This is a genomic window from Clostridium ljungdahlii DSM 13528 (assembly GCF_000143685.1).
In the GTDB taxonomy this organism is placed as follows: domain Bacteria; phylum Bacillota; class Clostridia; order Clostridiales; family Clostridiaceae; genus Clostridium_B; species Clostridium_B ljungdahlii.
This window is the reverse complement of sequence record NC_014328.1, coordinates 1,476,879-1,497,715: the sequence shown is the minus strand read 5'-3', so window position 1 is coordinate 1,497,715 and position 20,837 is coordinate 1,476,879. Positions and strand designations below refer to the sequence as shown.

The window sequence follows — 20,837 nt, the reverse complement described above, 5'->3', positions numbered from 1 at the left end:
ATTTGCAATTGATATTGATAATCATAATCAATTATATTATATATATTAGTACTTACTTCTAAATATGTCAATAGCATATTTGCTTTATATATTCTATTTGAAGTTTGTAAAAATTCATAAAAATAAAGATGGCAGCTACCACATAGCGCCATCTTTATTTTTATGAATTTGTTTTTTCTATATAGTGACAATTAACATCTATATGGTTTAAGAATAACAACAATCTTTCATAAAGCGGATTAACTTTATCACCATACTTTGCTTCTAAATTTTCTCCAATAGCTTTTACAGTTTTCTTTCCATCTATCTGTAAAAACACATAACTTGAATATTCGTCCAGAGTAATTTTTTTGTATTCTGGAATTCTAAATTTAATTTTTCTAAAGAACTTTTGAATCTTATGATCTTGTTTTTCAAGTATAGTCACAATGCTGTCTTCATCTACCTCATATTCTAAATTATCAGAGATTTTAAATATTATATTTAATACCTCTTCGTTGTTATTCGGCATTTTTTTCCTTACTCTTCATTATAGGTATTATGGAAGCTATTATTAACGCTGCTAATACTACATATCCCATTCCATTAGAAGCAGCAAATCCACTCGGTTCACCTACTTTTACAACTTTTAATACATTTATAAGTATTATGCCTACAAGTCCTATTATGGAACCACCAGCAACGAGTCCAGAAGATAAACTTATACCATTAGAAACTCTGGCTTCTTTTTGTTTTTCACTTTTAGAAGTCTTTTCTACAAATAGACGAACAAATGCGCCTATTAATATTATGGCATTTGTAGATATTGGCAAATAGAATCCTATTGCAATTGTCATTACAGGAAGTTTTAATAAGAATAAAGTAACTCCCATAACAATACCAACAATTATCATAACCCAAGGCAAACTACCTGACATTATACCACCCGTTAATGTTGACATTAGATTAGCTTGAGGTAATGCAAATGGTACGTTATCACCAGTCATTGCAAGTTGACTTGAAAGTAATAGTATAACACCAGTAACTACTGCAGCACCAACTATACCAGCTATAGTAAAGTATTTTTGCATTTCATTTTTGTCACCACCAATTAGGAAAGTAACTTTTTGTGATTGACAGTAACCACCAGCTGCAGATATAGCGGTAACTATAAATGTACCAAATAAAAGTAAAGATCTGTTATTTACAGAACTTTTCCATCCCATTGTAACAAATAATAATGTTACAATAACTATAGAAGCTATAGTCATACCGGATACAGGAAGATTTGAAGTTCCTATAGTACCAGTTAAACGACCAGAAACTATAACAAATAGCATTGACAACAACAGTGATAAAATAGAAGCTATTATTGCCATTAGTATATTACCACCAGATATCATGAAGCCACCTACGAATCCTATTATTATACCACCAAATAATATTAAATTTTCAGCAGATGAACTACCAGAACCCTTTGAAGACTTGGCACCAAGAGTTTCCTTTACAGAAGATACTATAGTTGGTATAAGTTTTATAGCACCTATAAAACCGCCAGAAAGCATCATACCTGCTCCGATATATTTTACATAACTGCCTGTTATATCCTTAACTTGCATGGCACTTAAAGCAACATGTGAATTATTCCATACAGTTGCACCGCCTTTTCCAAGAGAAACGAAATAACCTATTAAAGGTGTAACAGCAAAGTTAGATAATATAGAACCAGCAAACATAGTTAAGGAAACATCTATGCCAACTATAAATCCTATACCTAATAATAGAGGGTTAGCTTCAACTTCAAATTTCCACTTATAAAAAGACTCGTTTACATAGCTTATAACATCATTAGCTACATTTAAGAATGAACTAGTAAAAACAGTTATAATACCACCTATTCCAAAGCCTATTCCCATATACTTTACTGATTCTTTAGCACCTTCTGAAGCAACAAGTGTTTCAGATATGGCCATTGACTCAGGGTACATTAATTTACCATGTTCTTCAATTATTAAATAATTGTAAACAAGAGAAGCTATTCCTATTCCAAATAAAACTCCTCCTACACCAACAACAAAGCCTTCCAAGAAAGAAAATTTTGAACCTATTAAAATTATTGCAGGTAAAACAAATATCATACCACTAGCAATTGATTCTCCACCACTTGACATACCTTGGACCAAATTTTTGCCAAGGATACCTTTCTTTTTAGCAAATATAGCTATAAATACAGATCCTATTATAGATCCAGGTATACCAGCAGCAACTGTAAGCCCTGATTTCATACCTGAATAGGCAGTAGATGCTGCAAATAGTACAGCTAGAATAATACCGATTGTTAATACAGCAACATTTCCACCAGATTTAGAGCCATCGGATATGTAAGGAACATAGTCTTTACCAGCTACGCCGCCATATGCATCTTTAGATAACTTTTTATTCATTATATGTACCTCCTTTTATATTTTACAATCATAATTATAGCATAATTGATGTCAAAAATGCACTTTTAAATTTTTATAAATAAAAAGATTTGTTTATTAAATAAATTAAAATGGCTTTTAACTTGCAATAGTGATGCTATTTATGATCAACGATAACAAATTATTTATAATGTTTTTATTGGACGTGCTCTCACAAAACTTATATAGTACAAATATTATATGACTAAGAAGTGTATTTTTCATAAGAAAATACCTTAATAGGAGACGTGATAAAAGTGGAAAATTATAAAAATTCAATTCTTTTGCCCAATCCAATAACTCAAGTGGCTGATATGCCTTATGCCTTATATTTATCACTTCAAGGAAAGTACTTTGTAGGATATGCAGATGATATGAAATTTCAAGATAAAAATATAGCCTGGGCAGGATTAGTAAATCCAGTTAATTCTAGAGTAAATCTTCATATATATGTTTGGACTGTTACAAATGTGGGAAAGTCGCCATTAACAGCGCGGATATGGTTTAATGCAGAACCATCTGGTGAGCCTGTTAAATCAGAATTGGTGACACCTTCCAACACTGCTTTTAAGACATTACCAATACCAAGAGTAAATTTACTTCAAGCAAATAATGCACTTAATGAGCCCTATGATGGAGACAATGTATTTACAAGGAAAGTTACTCCGGAAGTTACAATTGCAAGTGAAGAAGTTGGTAAATTTATATTTCCACCAGGAGGATCATTTATTATTTCCTTGTCAAATTTAGAAGAATCAAATGAAATTGGAGAAGGTCGAGTCGCTTTTGGATGGTCGGAAGAAAAAATTCAAGAAATCAAATAGAGAATAGGAGGCATTATCTCAAATGGGAAGCTGCAATAACAACAAAAAATCAGTTCTTTTAGCAAATCCAATAACTCAAGTAGCCAGTATGCCATATGCTTTGTATCTATCACTTCAAGGAAAATATTTTGTTGGGGCTACAGATGAACTAGAATTTGGGAATGGTAAAAGTGCATGGGCAGGTTTATTCAATCCTAATAATTCAGGTGTTAACTTACATGTTTATTCTTGGCAGGTTTCAAATACAGGAAAATCAGCAATAAGAGCCCAAATATGGTTTAATAGTCAGCCATCAGGAAATGCAATAAGAGTTACAACAGTAATTCCTGGCAATACAGCTCTTTGTCCACCGCCTAAACCCAAAATAGGATTATTTGAGGCAATTAATGTAATTAATGAGCCCCTTGGAGGTAAAAAAGCTTTCGTTAGAAGAGCTCTTCCAGACGTTACAGTTGGTGATGAGGAAGTGGGAAAGTTTATATTTCCTCCTGGAGGATCATTTCTAATTTTCTTATCAAACCCTGAAACTCCTAATCAGTCTGCTGCAGCAACTGTAGATTATACATGGTGGGAAGAAAAAATAATATGTTAGTAAACATCAGGCGGAGTTTTAAACTCCACCTGATGTTTATTAACAGGATTCTTATTCAATTTCATTTGAAATTGCCCTAACTTTAAACTTCTCATCACATACATCTTCAGCATACACTTCAATTTCTGACCCAGTTATGATAACATTATATAGACTTAAATATGCAAAGGAGTTACTATGTCTGAAAGCACTGAAAATAAAAATGTAGTTCAATCTATTATTGAAAAAATACAAAATATGATATTACATGATGAATTGAAAATTGGCGATAAATTACCGCCTGAAAGACAACTAACAGAAATATGGAAGGTTGGACGTCCAGCTTTAAGAGAAGCTTTAAAAGCTCTCGAGATAATTGGCTTAATCGAAAGGAAGCATGGTCAGGGAAACTTTATATCTAACAATATTAATGACAGTTACTATAAGCCGCTGTCCATATCCTTTAAATTGAGCAATGGGAGTATTCAAGACTTATTTGATCTTAGAGAAGTCCTGGAATCTTCCTCTGTAAAAGCTACTGCCAAAAATGCCTCAAAACAAGACATAAAAAAATTGTATAAAATATATAAAAACATGATAAATGAAAATGATGAAAGTAAAAAAGCAGAATTTGATAAAGAATTCCACTATGAAATCATTAAATTGTCAGGTAATGAATTATTTATCACTACATGGAACAGTCTTTCCTACTTAATGGATATTTTTATTGACAAAACCGTGAATATTTCAATATACGAAGAAAAATCTATACATAATATATACGAAGAACACTTATGCATCCTTAAAGCTATAGAAAGCCACAACCCCAATGGTGCCGAAGAGGCTTTAAAGAATCATCTTAAAAAAATAGATATGGAATTGCTTAAGAAAATGAATTAAGAATTAATAGTTATGAATTAATAGTTAATATAGATTTTTTGCGACGGCTAAAAATCATCCTTCACTATTAATTTTTCATTATTAATTCTTAACTTAAACATAATTTTCAATTACTAATAATCTATTAATGTATATAAATCTAACTTTAAATTAGAAACTCTATAATTTTACAGTTACATTTCCAGCACTGTACCTGGATTGAGAATATTATTCGGGTCAAATACCCTTTTTATGCTTTTCATAAGCTCAATTTCTGCTTTCGACTTCTGAAAAGTTAAATCCCTTATTCTTAACTTTCCTATGCCGTGCTCGCCGGTTAAAGTACCGCCATATTTAAAGCAGAGTTTGTACATTTTCATTTTAAGTTCTTCTAGATATTCAGGATTTTTACCATCCACCATATAAATATCATTATGTACATTTCCATCAGCCAAATGTGCTGTTATATAAGACTTTGTACCGTAGGAATCCACAAGCTTCCACAAATCATTTAAAAAATCAGGCATATATCCTGCCGGAACTGCCATATCAAAGGAATAGGCAATATTCTCCTTTATTACTTCATAACTGCCGCTTCTTATGGCAAGCATTTCAGCCTGCTCCTTTTTAGTACCTGCAAATACAGCTTTACTTGCATTATATTTCTTGCATACATTATTAATTATTTGGCAGGAAGCGTATAGTGCTTCCTCACTTTTCTCTGATAAAATAATAAGAAGATCAGCCATGCCCTTATCAAGAGGCCAGTGAAGTCCAAGTATTTCGGCAGATTTTACATTTAAATATCTGTCCTGATATTCTACTGCAAGTGGAGCAACTCCATTTTTCATAATTTCGAGAACTGCATTTGAGGCATCACTTATATTTTCGAAAGCTAGCACTATGGAAGCCGTGAACTTATCTTCAGGATACAATCTAAAAGTAATCTTTGTTATAATGGCAAGAGTTCCTTCACTTCCCATAATCAATTGTAAAAGGTTATATCCTGTATTATCCTTAAGTAATTTCCCTCCAAGGTTTAGTATTTCACCATTTGGGAGAACTACTTCAATACCTTTTATATGATTTCTCATAATACCGTGCTTTACAGCTCTTGCTCCGCCTGCATTGGTTGCAACCATACCTCCCATTTGTGCTCCCTCGTCTCCAGGGTGCACAGGAAAACATATTCCGCTGTGCTTTTCCAATTCTTCAATCAGCTGAGCCAGTGTAACACCTGCTTCAACTACTGCCATCATATTTTTCTCATCTATTTCAACGATTTTATTCATTCTTTCCATTGAAATTACAATACTTTCTTTTATTGGACTAGCACCTCCACAGAGTCCTGTCCCACCACCGTGTACTACAATAGGAATTTTGTTTTCACCTGCATATTTTACAATTTCAGATATTTCCTTTGAATTAAGCGGCTTTACAACTATCGAGTCCATATTTACCTTAGGTCTTACATTATGTTCTATTTCATCATACATATAAGATAACTTTTGCTCAGGATTTGTTATTACAAAGTCGCTGCCAACAGTATTTATTAAATAATCAATTGTTCCTTGTTCCATCACCAAGCCTCCTTTATTTACTTGAGTTTATTTTTTCAATCATTTTCGGAATAACTTCATATAAATCTCCTACATATCCGTAGTCTGCAATATTAAATATGGGTGCAGAAGGATCACTGTTAATGGCAACAATAACTTCTGATTCCTTCATACCTGCTATATGCTGTGGAGCACCGGATATACCACAGGCTATGTAAAGCTTTGGTTTTACCCTGTTTCCACTGTAACCTATTTGATGGGTACTTCCAATCATTCCTGTATCTACAAGAGCCCTTGATGCTCCAATTTCGCCGCCAAGTAATGAAGCAAGTTTATGAAGCATATGTAAATCTTCTGCTTTTTTAATTCCCCTGCCAGCAGCAACTACAACTTCTGCTTCTGTAATATCAAAATTTTCTTCCTTAAACTTCTGTATCCAGCTTACTTTGTCATATGACCTAACATAAGGTTCTATTACTGAAACATTTATGTCCTTTTTTTCATTTCTCTCTGCCTCATTAAATTCTTTGTACCTCACTGTAGCCATTTGGGGAAAACCTTTGGATTTTATATGAGCAAAGATATTATTACTAAAGGCTGGCCTAACTTGTATAACTTTTCCATCTTCATCCATTTTTAAATCCGTACAATCTGCCGTAAGCCCTATTTTCAAAGCTGCTGCAATTCTAGGTGCAAGAGAACGTCCAAAATTAGTAGCGCCTATTAATATTGTTTCTGGTTTGTATTCTTTCACAAATTTAACTATGTTCTCCTTAAACAGATATTCTTCCGGATTTTCAAAACATCCATCTTTCATGTAAAATACTTTATCTGCTCCGCAGTAATTCAGCTCTTTAACATCTATGCCTTCATCTCCAAGAACCAGACAGTATAGAGGTGAATTACTCTGTTTGCAGAGTTCCTTTGCTTTATTAATGAGTTCGTAACTTACTTTGTGTATAATGCCTTCATTTTGTTCCACATAAATGAGAATACCCTTATAATCTTTCATGTTGTCACCACCTCATATTATATTTTTGTCTTTCATCATATGAATTACATCTTTCATATAACAATTTAAATTGCCTTTATAAATTTTACTTTCGCGCTTTACTTCCTTTGGTACCGCTATTTTAACAACTTTAGTCTTAGAACCGTTAAAACCTGCTTCTTCCTCTTTTATATAACCATAAAGGTTTTCTAAAGAACATTTTTCTATTTCAATTTTTAATGATTCAAGTTTCCTTTCTAATAAAGGTAACTCAGGATAATTGATATTCTTAGTTACACTTATTAGTGCTGGTATTTTCATTTTTCTATTTTGTTTTTTTCCACAAATATTTTCAATGGTTACTTCAATTTCACTTCTTGAAACAGCATTAACTTTTTCAACATAATAAGCATGGGGTATATTTAAAAATTCAGCTACTTCTGCCCCAACTTGAGCTGTATCCCCATCAACAGATTTCTCACCGCAAATAATAAGATCATAATCTTTTATTTTTCTAATTTCAGCGGCAATGGTATTGGCTGTTGCCCATGTATCAGCTCCACCAAATTTTCTATCCGTTAAAAGAATTCCCCTGTCTGCACCTCTAGCATAGGCATCTCTTAGTGATTTTTCTGATCTTGGAAGCCCCATAGTAATAACAGTTATCTCTCCTCCAAATTTGTTTTTTAAATTAACTGCCTCCTGCAGGGCATTTAGATCAAAGGGGTTGATTTCAGCTTCAGCAGACGACCTGTCCACAACACCTTTTTCACTGTCAAATCTTACTTTTTCCATATCTGGAACTTCTTTTATAAGTACAATTATCTTCATAAATACTCCTCCTAGTGGTCTTACCACGTAGATTATCATTAAGAGATCACTAAGTCAATATTAAGTATGAATTATTATGCAAAAAAAATAATAAAAATTTGTATATTTATATTGATTTTAATTTTATAAGTGATAATATTATATCAAGAAACGTCGTTTCAAATAATGTTATTTTATATTTCAAATAGCGACATATTCTCAAGATCACTAAATTTGATATTAATATTAAATGATTATGTACATGAAAAATTTAATACTAACAGATTATAAACTTTTTTAATAAATATTCAAAAATTATATTTAAAAATCTGTTAAGTATAGATAAACTTAAAGGAGGTTATTAAATGTTAACTACATTTGATTACGGTATTATTATTTTATACTTTATTGTAATGATAAGTATTGGTATCATTTCAACAAAATTTACAAAAACAAAGGAAGATTATCTAGTAGCTGGTAGAAGACTAGGATTTCCAATGTTTTTTGGATGCATGGCTGCCCTTGCAATAGGCGGTGCAGCAACAGTAGGAGGTGCAAAATTAGGATATACGTTTGGTGTATCTGGTATTTGGTTAGCAGGAAGTTTAGGCTTAGGCTTAATAGCCCTTGGATTTTTAGTTTCCTCCAAGCTTTCAAAAATGAAAGCACTTAGTATTAATGAAGTTATAGAAAATAACTATGGTAAATCTGCAAGAATATTTAGTTCATTACTTACATTCGTATATACAATGATGATGAGTGTTGTACAAGTTGTATCTGTTGGAGCAATAATAAGCGGTATAATGGGCTGGAATACACAAATTTCTATGCTAGTTGGCGGTGGAATTGTAATATTTTATACCTTTATAGGAGGAATGTGGTCTGTTTCCATGACAGATATCATCCAATTTGTCATAAAAACTCTTGGTATTGTTATATTAATCCCTATATTTGCTATAGTAAAAATGGGCGGTATTCACCACATCTTAACATCAGTGCCTCAATCACACCTTAGTATAACAGGTATAGGATATGATAGTATTGTAATGTATCTTCTAATGTATATCCCTGGTTTAATAATTGGACAGGATATATGGCAGCGTATTTTTACAGCAAGAAATGGAAAAATTGCTAAAAGAGGAACTATTTTAGCTGGATTTTACAGTATGATATATGGAGCTGCTGCTATTTTACTAGGTATGTGTGTATACATAGCTTTACCATCATTAAAAGATCCTCAAAACGCCTTTGTTTCAGGAGTTTCTTTATTCCTGCCAATTGGACTTAAAGGTTTTGTTATAGCTGCTGCTATGGCTGCTACAATGTCAGTTGCCAGTGGTTCTATCCTTGCATCTTCTACTATACTTTACAATGATGTGTATACTCGTTTTATTAATAAAAATCCTGATGAAAAGAAATCAATTGTAATTAATAGACTTTTTGCTTGTTTAATTGGAATTGGAGTTATGATAATAGCATTTTTGATTCAAGATGTACTTACAGCACTGGATATGGCCTATGCTTATCTGTCAGGATGTGTATTCGTACCTGTACTTGCTGCATTTGTGCTTAAAAAGTTCAGTCCAAAAGCAGGCCTTGTATCATTATTTTTAAGTACTATAGTAGTTTCTGGAACCTTTTTTAAATATGGAGTTGACTCTAATTATCCAATAATCTTTGGTATAATTGTAGGATTACTTGCATATATAATTGTTAATTCAATAGATAAAAATAAAGTTGAATCTGCTATCGACAAAGAAGAAAACATTGCTTAATAAATATTGATTTTTTATCTATAGTGATTCTAAACGAAAAATCAACTTATACTCCGTATAAGTTGATTTTTTAGTTAGAAACCCTATAAATGTAATGTCACTAGTTTAGTTTGATGTTTTTTATCTCATCCATTAGAGCAAATACCTTTTTTGAACACATATCCATTCTTTCAAGACATTCTTCTGCCATCTTTATATCATTTCTCTCATATGCAATAGCAGCTTCTTTTGCAACTTCATGTAATTCTATATGTGATTTTTCCAACTCTACAAAGGCCTTGCTATTTTTAAACTTATCACTATCTATATTATAATACCATTTTCCAAGTCTGCATCCCTTATAATCCCCTACCTCATTAGTATTTACTTTTTCGTTACCAAGAAGCATATTATATATTCTCCATCTCCAAATTAAATGGTCAGTTTTATATATTTCGATCATATCACAATCTGTGAGACATGATTTATTTTTAAGCATATCAATTCTCATAGAGTCTATTCTTTTACTTAAATCATATATAAATTTTCCAATACCTTTACAATTACTGTCTATATGATCAGCATGCTGCGATAGCTCCATAATACTACTAGCAAAAGACTGGGTTGCTGCAGTTTGTTCCTCTGTATCTGCTGCAACTTGATTAATCGTCTCGTTAACACTGTCTATTGAATTACCAATTATATTGATTGAATCCATCGAACTGTTAACTAGATCTTTACCTGACTCTAATTGCTTAGCTGTCTGGTTGATTTTATCAACTGATGAGTCAATATCTTTTTGCAAATTCGAAACATTTTTTTGTATGTCTAAAACTGAACTTGTAGTATTTTCAGCAAGTTTTCTTACTTCATCTGCAACAACAGCAAATCCTTTACCTTGTTCCCCTGCTCTTGCTGCCTCAATTGAAGCATTTAATGACAGTAAACTTGTTTGATCTGCAATACCTTTTACAATATCAACTATTTCATTTATCTTATGAGTTTTTTCCTTAACACCTTTCATCTGCTTATCTATTATGTCAATATCATCAAATGATTTTTTTACAAATTCAACTGAATCATACACATTTTTTATTCCTGTTTCAGATACTTTTTTTGCATCACTTGAACTCTTTGACATTTTTTGCGATATATTAGAAACATCCTCAATAGATGCCTCTAGCTCTTCACTATTTTGAGACATTGAATGTAAATGTTCTGTTTGTGTATCCACACTTTTGATAATATTTCTAATTGAATCCATTTTAATTACCATTTGCAATACATCATTTGTTTCAAGAATTCTTTTTTTTCTGGATTCACACATCACGTCTATAACTTCATTCCATTTTTCTACCACATCACTGCACTTTACATCTCTTAAACTTAGTTTTGTCATTTTACCTTGTGCTACATCAGAAAAAAGTTTTACAAGTACGTCCTTATGTATATAATCTGAACTTACATATTGATCTTCTCTTGTATCTGCTTTTTTTAATAACCTATCAAACAAAATGATTCCCCCTAATTATCATATACTAATTATTTCAATTGAATGATTTTATTCATTTGTTCCATGGCAATTATAACATTGTGGTCTAATTAATGCCACATATTTATCATAATTCTTCATAAAAAAACATGTTTTGCAAATAAAATTTTTGATTTTTTAAATAGATTTCAACCATCTATAGAAAAGTTGACCATACAATTTATCTATTCTAATTTTTGTGTTAAAATGTAATTAGTTACATTTTAAAAATATTTTATAGTAAAAGGAGATACTAATTATGGATGAAGTTTTAAAGTTCTTAACTGACAACAAAGTTTTCTATCTTGCTACTGTAAATGGAGATGCACCTGCATTACGTCCTTTTGGATTTGCAATGAAATACGACAACAAGTTATATTTTTGCACTGCCAATACCAAAAATGTATATAAGCAATTAAAAGCTAATCCTAAAATGCAAATCAGTGCAACTTCTCCAGAAGGAAAATGGCTTAGGTTAAATGGAAAGGCAGTTTTTAATACCTCTAAAGAGTCACAAGAAGCTGTTTTGAATACTATGCCTATGCTTAAAAATATGTATAAAGTAGGCGATCCTACTTTCGAGACATTTTACATAGACCAGGCTGATGCAACCTTCTATGATATGCAGGGTAATTCTCACAACGTTAAATTTTAAAAACTATAAAAGCTAAAGTAGATACACTTTAGCTTTTATAATTTACATTGATACTACCAGCCTAACTGCTATAGTCATAAACTTATCTTTGTCCCATCTTAAAATAGATTCTACATATCCCAAAGTATCTGAATTATAAAGTCCTATTATTCTCTGACCTGCTAAAAGGTCAAAAATTCCAAACCCATTTATACTTAAGGGTGAAAGATTGGAAAGGGACAGCACTCCTGCTGCCTCAGGTTCTTTAAGGGTTCCATCTTTATTGTAAATCTTTGATAAGTATTCTTTATCTCTTATAGATTTGAGGTCTATTACACCCTTCAAATTTTTATTTTGTGATTTTACACCTACCTTATAGAAATTTTCATATTCAACATCATACACATTTTCATCATTAAATTTATCATAATCAAAAACAAGGTTTGTCACATTGTTTTTAAAAGAATAAATATAATCAAAATAATATCTACCACTGCCACCTGAATCTATAGATAAAAATACAAAAGGTATACTGCTCTTTTCATCAAATTTTCCTATAAATAACTTAGGATCATAACCTGAATTTTCTTTTGGTTTTACTTTTATATTTAACCCTGTCTTTTTATTTCTTACAACAAGAGCCATGTTCTCTATAAAACCATTTTCTCCATAAGGTTTCTTCCCCGTAATCATTAAAGTTTCAACACGTCCGTCCCCATTTACGTCTGCGAATTTTTTGTCTATAATGTATACCTTATCTTCATTTTTCATAGACTCATCAGGAAATCTAAAAAACATATATATCCTCTCCCAATTATTAATATATTATCATTTTATTAATAATTGAAAGAAGTGCTCTTTCCTAATTTACCTTAAATTTAAAAATCTCCCCTGATAATGCTGCTGAAAGTTCATCCAAATGTTCTGATGCCCCTTTAAGATTTAAAAATATATCTTCCTGCTTACTTACCATATCTTGAAAAGACAATGCACTTGCAACTGCTTCTTCACTCATTGCAGATGTATTTGAAACTGACTCAAGTATTTTTCTATTATTCTGTAATACTATTTTTGCTATTTCAGATACATTGAAACTCATAGTCTTAATTCTATCGATTTCCTTTTCAATCTCTGAGAATATAACTAATATATTATCTGTAGATTTAATACCTAGTCCTACATAATTAATGCTTTCATCCATTGATACTACAGCATTTGTTATTTTACCTTGAATTTCTTGTATTTCCTTTGAAATTTCTTGTGCAGCCACTTCAGACTGTTCAGCTAACTTTCTAACTTCTTCTGCAACAACCTCAAATCCTTTACCCTGATCCCCTGCTCTAGCTGCTTCAATACTAGCATTCAAAGCTAATAGATTTGTCTGTTCAGCTATATCCGTTATAGTAGTTGTTACATTTGCTATAGTCTTGGACTTTTCTGAAAGTTCTGTTACAACATCTGATGAAATATTTACTTTTTGTTCCATTTTGTTTAATAATTCTACTGTCGTATGTAAATTTTTAGAACCGTCTGAAGTTTTATCTTTTGCTTCAGCTATCATTTCATCAATTTTAGCACTTATTTCTGCAAGTTTCCTGGATTTATCTTCAACATCATTTACCGATACAGTAATGTTTTGTATTTCCTCTGCTATATTTTTTGATCCTGAAGTTAAATTATCTATTGATTGCTTAATGTTTTTTCCTTCTTGTACCACTTCTAAACTAACCTCTTTGTAACTATTTGAAGATTCAGCAACAACTTCTGAAACATTTCTTATTTTGATTATTATATTCTTTAAGTTATTTATCATCTTATTAAAAGTGGTATTAATTCTACCAAGTTCATCTGAAGATTCCGGCAAAGAATTCATTAAATTTCCTTCTGCTACCTCATCTGCAATCAAAGATATCTTTAAAAGTCTATCAAAAAACTTTTTCAGTAAAATAATCAATATTACTATTAAAAATATTATTGCAAGAACACTAACTGCTAATATTAAATACAATAATGAATTTAAACTAGAAGTATACTCTTTTGTAGGGACCTGAAGAAGCATATACCAATCTGTTCCGTCTACACGAGCAGAAAACAGCATCTTTGTTCCATCCTTGTCTTTAAACTGTCCTAAAAAACTATCTTTAGAGAGTGCCTCTTTAACTAACCCATTAAGCTCGCTATTAGAGCTCTTCAATAAATTAGTTTCATTAAGTGGATCATTACTTTGCTTATATAAAACATCACCTTTATTACTTAGTATATACACTTTATCAGTTTGTCCTATATGAAAATTGGTATTTTCCTTGAAAACTGTAGAAACAAGACAAGCACCACTCACAAGTCCAATTGCTTTTCCACTTTTTATATCTTTTACAGGACATTCCATAGAGATTATTAAATTTGAAGGATTTTGCTTATCTTTAAATGGATCTGATATAATTTCTTTTCCTTGAATAACCTTTGGAAATGTATCTTCGGAGCTTATATCAATCGTAACATCATTTTGCATAATCAACTTTCCAGATGTATCAGATATTCCAATAGTATTAAAAACTCCGTTATAATTTTTTTGTTCTCTTTTAAAATAAGGTATTATTTCACTATAATTCATACTCGATACCAATTGAGTATTTGCAATTACCTCCACCTGTGATAACCTAGCTTTAATCCATGAAGATAAATTTTGAGCATGAATTGTAACCGTTTGCTTTCCAGATTTCTCCATAGAAGATAGTATCAACTTTTTTGAATTCATGTACTCTATAGATGTGACTAAACTAATAAGTGCAATAAAAATAACTGAAATTCCAACAACAGCTATAACTTGTAATGATTTTCCCTTCTTCAACACAATCCCCCCTATAATGACACACTTCTATTTTTATATATATATTATATATAAATCCTTATAGGAAATCAAGCAGCATTTCGCAAAATAGCATTTTATTTCGTAAGTTCTTCCTAAAATCAAAATTTGATGATAAAATTATATTTGAGAATTTAGTGTTTTTCATTGGAATCAATAAATTTTATTCATAACATTATATAAATTGGGGGAATTAAGTTTTGAATATTGCAATATGTGATAGCTTAGAATCTGATATGCAAGTACTAATTGATATGATTAAAAAATATTGTAATAATTACAGTTTTGAAATTGAAATTTTCACTTATAAAAATGGAGATAAATTACTCTCAGATTTTACACTAGTAAATTTTCAACTGATATTTTTAGATATTTATATAGATGATAAAATTTACTCTAATGGTATTGAAATTGCAAAACAAATTAGAATTCATGATGAAAAGTGCATAATAGTTTTTGTTACCAGCAGTAAAAATCACGCTCTTGATGCCTTCGAGGTAGACGCAATGCAATATCTTATAAAACCAGTTAGTTACGATAAGATTAAACGTTTACTGGACAAATGTCAAAATGAGTTTTCAAATAGCATGCGATTTATTGAAGTTTATAGTAAAGGTATTTCTATGAAAATCCTCCTAAAGGATATATATTATATCGAAGTATATGATAAAACTTGTCTTATTCACACAAGTACTCACATTACAAAAACCTGTTCTTCTTTAAAAAAATTATGGGATCTCCTAAGTGGGTCATCCTTTTTAAGATGTCATAGAAGCTATATCATAAATATGTTTTATATAGCTTCTATGCTAAAAATTGACTTTCTTTTGAAAAATGGTGATAAAGTTCCTATTCGTAAGGACAAAGCTAGTATTATTAAACAAATTTATTCTGATTATTGCTTTGAACAAATAAAAATCGGGAAAGTTGATGTTGATTAACTTTCGCAGTTTAAAAAAATTGCGTCGCAATATTTTTAAAGAACAAAGTGCAAAGTTCAAATATCAAATAAGGATAATTTTCTTCCTAACGTCAGAAAATATTAAAATTATAGATTTCCTGAGGTACGAGGGAAATCCTCTTTATCTGTTCTTTGTTATTTGAACTTTATTATTTTCAAAAGTTTTGCTTCGCATTATTTTTATATCAAGTCAAAATTTTATATATGCAAAAGTTGAGTAAGTTAGATATCTCTATTGTTAAATTCATTCACTCCAACTAATGTAACTACTATAAATAAAATAGCAGATACTACATACATATATGGTGGAAAATTAAAACTTACATTTGAACCACCTAGTAATACCCTTCCTGGATAATCCCAGGGAAAGAGCATCCAATACTTAGTGTTGTCAATGAGAACTGAGGGAAAAGAAAAGACTAGTCCTACTCCTAGTGGTACTGCAATATTTTTAAATTTCATGCTCAGATAATATTGAACTGCTATAACAGGCAGTGAAGCTATAATTGCAAGCAGCGGAGCATATATCATTTCTCTTGGCATACTTTGACTATGTGGTGCTATAACTGCACCTGCTAAGATCGTAAGAAGCATAAATAATATAAGATTTAAAAATACTATACCGCAGCCTATAACAAGCTTTGCTATATATAATTCACTTCTTTTTACAGGCAGCGTCAGAATCCTTTTAAAATTATCTTCACTATTTTCTATTCTAACCAAAACAGCAATTGCAATTGTGATAAACAACCCTATAATAAATAATCCATAAAATATTGAACTCTGAGTATATACCTGGCTCCATACGTTTTGACCTTTCTCTGTAAAAAGCTTTCTATATCTTAAGAAATTTGTAAAACCAAGTATTACAAAAAACAGTGGAAGAAACATCACTATGTTAAGTATTCTTGAATGTCTTAACTTTAGTAATTCTACTTTATATATATTTTTCACGCTATTCACCCCTACTTAATATCCCTTTTATTAAATTCTATAATTCCAACTGCAAGCCATAAAATACCAGACACTATTCCAAAGAAAGCTGCAGTATATGCATCTTTACTGTCTCCTGAAGGTAAGGCTAGTAGAACATTAGCATATGGAACTACATATGAAAGTAATTTGCTCTGTGCAAACATATATGCTCCTATACTTCCTGCAAATCCTACGGCTGCTGATGCTAGAGAATTTTTCATATAACAACTTATAAATTGCTGAAAACTCACTACCCCTAATGTAGTACACAATTCCATTCCAATGTATTTAAAAATCACTGCACAGCCGCCATCTATATGAAACAAACTTTTTATAATTATTAAAAATACTCCATTTAATATCACTAATATAACTGCAGCTATAAGTACTACAATCCACTTGGATAAATAAACCTTTTTTCTTTCAACAGGCCTTGCTATTATTTGCTTCCAGGTATTTTCGCTGTATTCCATATAATTTACAATAACTGCTACCACGACAATGGACAAATTTAAAAGTATGCACCATAACGTAGCAAGATGATTTTCATAGAGCAGAGCACCTATCTTACCGTAAATTCCAATTTGAGCTAAATACTTTATATGATTATCTGCCATTAAAAAATTGCATCTAAAATGTAAATCCATAAATAAAAGTATAAATGAGAGAACAGGAATAAAAAATACACCTTTCCACAGTACTGACCTTTTATATTTCATTAGTTCAGATTTTAAAATTGACATAAAGCTCATATATTTTCTCCTCCCTCAGTAAGGTCAAGAAATATTTCTTCAAGAGATTTTTGTACTTCTACAAATTTAAATATTCTATTGCCGTTTAATATGAGTTGTTTTAAAATCTCATCAAGTTCTCTCCCCTCAGGTTCTAAGAAAATATCCTTATCCCTTACTTTATACTTATATCCACTATTATTTAGCGTACCTTCTAGCTTCTTTAAATCCTTAGATTCTATACAAATTTGTCCTTTACTCTTTGAATGAAGTTCTTCAAGTGTTCCTTGAAACAACATCTTTCCTCTATTTATAATTCCAATATCATCTGCTATGAGTTCAATTTCACTCAAATTATGACTTGATATAATAACTGTCATGTTATAGAGTTTGGGAAGTTCTTTGATAAGTCCTCTTATTTCATGAATTCCAGATGGATCAAGTCCATTAGTAGGTTCATCCAGTATTAAAAGTTCTGGTTTCGATATAAGTGCCTGGGCAATACCAAGTCTTTGTTTCATACCAAGTGAAAACTTACTGGCCTGTCTATCTTTCCATTCAGTGAGTTTTACAACTTTCAAAACTTCATCAATATACTTATGGTCAAGTTCTAGGAGTTCTGCTGTTACCTGTAAATTTTCATATGCTGTTAAATTTCCATAATAAGATGGTGCTTCAACCATAGATCCTATTTTTTTTAAAATGCTCATTCTATTTTTTCTTAAGTCTTTACCAAATATTTTAACTTCCCCCTTCGTTGGCTTTATAAGTCCCAAGAGCATTCTTATAGTTGTGGATTTCCCTGCACCGTTGGGACCTAAAAATCCATATACCCTACCCTTTTTTATTGATAAATCTATTCCTTTTACTGCCTTAAAGTCCTTAAAATTTTTTGTTAAATTTTTTGTTTGTAAAATTTCTTGTGACATATAATTTCCTCCCTCAATTAACTTATGACCCTATAATAAAGGTGCAAACTTAAATTTCATTTACCTAAACCTTAACGGAACCTTAAAATTCTTCTACCTAATTAAACAATATATAAATAATGTTATAATAAAATTGACAATTGATAGTTAAAGGAGATAACCATGTACGATAACATTCTAGATAGGAAAATACTTTTAATAGACGATGAAGTGGAGCTATTAAAGCTTCTAGAAACAGTGCTAAAAAAAGAAGGCTTTAGGCGAATATTTAAGGCTAAAAATGGCACAGAGGGTATAAAATTATGCAAAACCGAAAAACCTGATATAGTAGTTTTGGACATAATGATGCCAGATATGGATGGCTTTGAGGTATGCAAAAATATAAGAAACTTTTCTTTTGTTCCAGTCATATTCTTATCTGCAAAATCTGATGATGTAGATAAAATACTTGCCCTTGGGCTAGGTGCAGATGACTATGTAACTAAGCCCTTTAGCCCTAAAGAAGTTGCCTTTAGAATTAAAGCTCATTTGAGAAGAAACATATATATTAAAAATGAAATATCCATGAAAAAGGAAAAGATAAGTTTCGGAGATATAATAATTGACCTGGAAAAAGGTGAAGTATCAAAATCCGATAAAAATGTAGTGCTTACTCCAAAGGAATACCACCTTTTATGTTACATGGCTCAAAACGCCAATCAAATACTAACCAAGCAGATGATATGTGATGAAGTTTGGAATGACAACTATGAGGGATATGACAACACAATAATGGTTCATATTAGAAAGCTAAGACAAAAATTAGAAGATAACCCTTCGAGTCCAAAATACATAGTCACTGCTAAGGGACTGGGATATAAATTAAAAATTTCTAAATAACAAATACTTGTTATTTAGACTTTTATAATCTTAATTTTGAGGTAACTACAAATGAAATTTATAAGTAAAATTAAAACTAACTGGACCCTGACTACAAAATTTCTAGTAACACTAATATTTATAGTCATAATTGAATTATTCATAAATTTAATTGTTTGGAATGAGGTAATTGTATATACTCATGAAAATTTAACTAGTTTATCCCCCGAAAGGATTACCTTAAACTTTTCTGAATACATAGACTTTAAAAATGGAGTGCCATTTGTAAAAGAAGATGGTAAAAACAAAATTTTAAAAAATAACGCGTGGATTCAAATAATAGATGAAAATTTTAAGGAAGTGTATTCTTTTAATAAACCAAAATCAGTCCCTACTAAATACACACCAATAGAATATACCCATATTTACAAATATGACATAGCAAACTCCTCTGTGTTTGTAAGCGAAAAAAAATACAATAACAAAAGTTTTGCCTATATAGTAGGTTTTCCACTTAATCGTGTGGCAAAACATACTCTTACATTTAATCCTTCTGCCTTAAAAAGTTTCTTTTGGAATGGTGTTATTTTATTACTGTGCATAAATATACTAGCAGCTATAATTATAGCTTATTTTCTATTTGGAAAGAGAATGGCTAAACCGCTTCAAAACATAATAAGTGGCATAAATAATCTTGCAAAAGGCAATTACGAAATAAATTATCCAGAAAAAGGTGTTTATAAAAGTGTCTTTTCTAACTTAAATAATTTAAGCAAAACACTTAAGGAAAATAAGACAAAAAGAGATGAACTTGAAAAAATGAGAAACACCTGGATTTCATCCATATCCCATGATGTTAAGACGCCCCTATCTTCTATAAAAGGATATGCTGAAATAATGAAGGACCCGGATTATACTTTTTCTGAAAATGAAATTCACGAGTATTCAGAAATAATCTACAATAAATCCTCCTATATTCAATCATTAGTAGAAGATTTAAATTTGACCTACAAGTTAAAAAATAAAGCTGTTCCTCTAAAAAAGGAAGAGGTAAATATAACCTCTCTTTTGCAAAATATAATTGTAGGAATTTTAAATCATCCGATGTATTCAAATAGGAATGTAAAATTTTATCCCGAAAATGAAAAAATAAAAGCCCTTATTGATAAAAAATTTTTTAAAAGAGCCCTGAGTAATTTAATTTTTAATGCTATAACTCACAATAATGAGGACGTCCAAGTTGATATTTCAATTTATGAAAAGGATAAGATCTACATTATAATAAATGATAACGGAAAAGGCATACCTAAAAAAGATTTAAACTACATTTTCGAGAGATATTATAGGGGGACAAATACCAGTGTTTCAACAGAAGGTTCAGGCCTTGGTATGGCAATATCCAAGCAGATAATAGATGCCCACGGAGGAAGTATACATATAGAAAGCACTTTAGGGGAAGGTACAATCATAACCATAATCTTTTAGTTTAATATCAAAAAAGCTGAACTTTTAAGTCCAGCTTT

At 30.9% G+C, this 20,837-nt stretch carries 19 protein-coding genes; 8 read left to right on the top strand and 11 right to left on the bottom strand.

The window, feature by feature from the left end; all coding sequences use genetic code 11:
* Positions 1-160 precede the first annotated feature (160 nt).
* Together CLJU_RS06850 and CLJU_RS06845 are read right to left on the bottom strand one after the other, a co-directional pair.
* Positions 161-511, bottom strand: coding sequence for a PqqD family protein (locus tag CLJU_RS06850; RefSeq protein WP_013238060.1), 351 nt, complete (start codon positions 509-511; stop codon positions 161-163).
* Positions 501-2,423, bottom strand: a complete 1,923-nt coding sequence (locus CLJU_RS06845) for an OPT family oligopeptide transporter (protein WP_013238059.1) — start codon at positions 2,421-2,423, stop codon at positions 501-503. The genes CLJU_RS06850 and CLJU_RS06845 overlap by 11 nt, the downstream gene beginning before the upstream one ends.
* Before the next feature lie 275 nt (positions 2,424-2,698).
* On the opposite strand from CLJU_RS06845, the gene CLJU_RS06840 reads away from it, so the two are divergent.
* The 3 genes from CLJU_RS06840 to CLJU_RS06830 all read left to right on the top strand — a co-directional run bounded on the left by CLJU_RS06840 (position 2,699) and on the right by CLJU_RS06830 (position 4,736).
* Positions 2,699-3,265 (top strand): DUF6143 family protein, encoded by a 567-nt coding sequence (locus CLJU_RS06840; protein WP_013238058.1) that lies wholly within the window; start codon positions 2,699-2,701, stop codon positions 3,263-3,265.
* A gap of 22 nt (positions 3,266-3,287) precedes the next feature.
* Complete coding sequence (locus CLJU_RS06835) at positions 3,288-3,857, top strand: DUF6143 family protein (protein WP_013238057.1); 570 nt, start codon at positions 3,288-3,290, stop codon at positions 3,855-3,857.
* A 177-nt stretch (positions 3,858-4,034) separates the two neighbouring features.
* Positions 4,035-4,736: a FadR/GntR family transcriptional regulator gene (locus CLJU_RS06830; RefSeq protein WP_013238056.1), complete on the top strand. Its 702-nt coding sequence runs from the start codon at positions 4,035-4,037 to the stop codon at positions 4,734-4,736.
* Positions 4,737-4,909: 173 nt separating this feature from the next.
* Here CLJU_RS06830 and CLJU_RS06825 read toward each other — a convergent pair whose 3' ends face one another.
* From CLJU_RS06825 to CLJU_RS06815, 3 genes are read right to left on the bottom strand one after another with little or no spacing between them, the layout of a single operon-like run.
* On the bottom strand, positions 4,910-6,295 hold the full coding sequence (locus tag CLJU_RS06825; protein WP_013238055.1) for an FAD-binding oxidoreductase: 1,386 nt from the start codon (positions 6,293-6,295) through the stop codon (positions 4,910-4,912).
* A gap of 13 nt (positions 6,296-6,308) precedes the next feature.
* A complete protein-coding gene (locus CLJU_RS06820) occupies positions 6,309-7,286 on the bottom strand; it encodes an electron transfer flavoprotein subunit alpha/FixB family protein (protein ID WP_013238054.1) in 978 nt (325 codons plus the stop codon).
* A gap of 12 nt (positions 7,287-7,298) precedes the next feature.
* The gene (locus tag CLJU_RS06815) at positions 7,299-8,096 is read right to left on the bottom strand and encodes an electron transfer flavoprotein subunit beta/FixA family protein (protein WP_013238053.1); all 798 of its coding nucleotides are present in this window, start codon (positions 8,094-8,096) and stop codon (positions 7,299-7,301) included.
* A 344-nt stretch (positions 8,097-8,440) separates the two neighbouring features.
* Here CLJU_RS06815 and CLJU_RS06810 point away from each other — a divergent pair, with 344 nt between their 5' ends.
* The gene (locus CLJU_RS06810) at positions 8,441-9,850 is read left to right on the top strand and encodes a sodium:solute symporter family protein (protein WP_013238052.1); all 1,410 of its coding nucleotides are present in this window, start codon (positions 8,441-8,443) and stop codon (positions 9,848-9,850) included.
* Between the two features lie 100 nt (positions 9,851-9,950).
* Here the strand turns inward: CLJU_RS06810 and CLJU_RS06805 are convergent, their stop codons facing one another.
* On the bottom strand, positions 9,951-11,342 hold the full coding sequence (locus CLJU_RS06805; protein ID WP_013238051.1) for a methyl-accepting chemotaxis protein: 1,392 nt from the start codon (positions 11,340-11,342) through the stop codon (positions 9,951-9,953).
* 277 nt (positions 11,343-11,619) lie between these two features.
* Here CLJU_RS06805 and CLJU_RS06800 point away from each other — a divergent pair, with 277 nt between their 5' ends.
* Positions 11,620-12,015, top strand: a complete 396-nt coding sequence (locus tag CLJU_RS06800) for a pyridoxamine 5'-phosphate oxidase family protein (RefSeq protein WP_013238050.1) — start codon at positions 11,620-11,622, stop codon at positions 12,013-12,015.
* Positions 12,016-12,057: 42 nt separating this feature from the next.
* Here CLJU_RS06800 and CLJU_RS06795 read toward each other — a convergent pair whose 3' ends face one another.
* Positions 12,058-12,792 (bottom strand): hypothetical protein, encoded by a 735-nt coding sequence (locus CLJU_RS06795; protein ID WP_013238049.1) that lies wholly within the window; start codon positions 12,790-12,792, stop codon positions 12,058-12,060.
* A gap of 64 nt (positions 12,793-12,856) precedes the next feature.
* Entirely contained in the window at positions 12,857-14,845 is a 1,989-nt protein-coding gene (locus CLJU_RS06790; protein WP_013238048.1) for a methyl-accepting chemotaxis protein, read from the bottom strand.
* Between the two features lie 215 nt (positions 14,846-15,060).
* Between CLJU_RS06790 and CLJU_RS06785 the strand changes: the two genes are divergently transcribed.
* On the top strand, positions 15,061-15,801 hold the full coding sequence (locus tag CLJU_RS06785) for a LytR/AlgR family response regulator transcription factor (RefSeq protein WP_013238047.1): 741 nt from the start codon (positions 15,061-15,063) through the stop codon (positions 15,799-15,801).
* A 242-nt stretch (positions 15,802-16,043) separates the two neighbouring features.
* Here the strand turns inward: CLJU_RS06785 and CLJU_RS06780 are convergent, their stop codons facing one another.
* Genes CLJU_RS06780 through CLJU_RS06770 form a run of 3 tightly spaced genes read right to left on the bottom strand, consistent with a single transcriptional unit; the run spans position 16,044 to position 18,456 of the window.
* The gene (locus CLJU_RS06780; protein WP_013238046.1) at positions 16,044-16,775 is read right to left on the bottom strand and encodes an ABC transporter permease; all 732 of its coding nucleotides are present in this window, start codon (positions 16,773-16,775) and stop codon (positions 16,044-16,046) included.
* Positions 16,776-16,786: 11 nt separating this feature from the next.
* On the bottom strand, positions 16,787-17,548 hold the full coding sequence (locus CLJU_RS06775; RefSeq protein WP_013238045.1) for an ABC transporter permease: 762 nt from the start codon (positions 17,546-17,548) through the stop codon (positions 16,787-16,789).
* A complete protein-coding gene (locus CLJU_RS06770) occupies positions 17,545-18,456 on the bottom strand; it encodes an ABC transporter ATP-binding protein (protein ID WP_013238044.1) in 912 nt (303 codons plus the stop codon). The genes CLJU_RS06775 and CLJU_RS06770 overlap by 4 nt, the downstream gene beginning before the upstream one ends.
* A 162-nt stretch (positions 18,457-18,618) precedes the next feature.
* Here CLJU_RS06770 and CLJU_RS06765 point away from each other — a divergent pair, with 162 nt between their 5' ends.
* The gene (locus CLJU_RS06765) at positions 18,619-19,335 is read left to right on the top strand and encodes a response regulator transcription factor (RefSeq protein ID WP_013238043.1); all 717 of its coding nucleotides are present in this window, start codon (positions 18,619-18,621) and stop codon (positions 19,333-19,335) included.
* Positions 19,336-19,386: 51 nt separating this feature from the next.
* Entirely contained in the window at positions 19,387-20,799 is a 1,413-nt protein-coding gene (locus tag CLJU_RS06760) for a sensor histidine kinase (RefSeq protein ID WP_013238042.1), read from the top strand.
* The last annotated feature ends 38 nt before the right edge of the window (positions 20,800-20,837 follow it).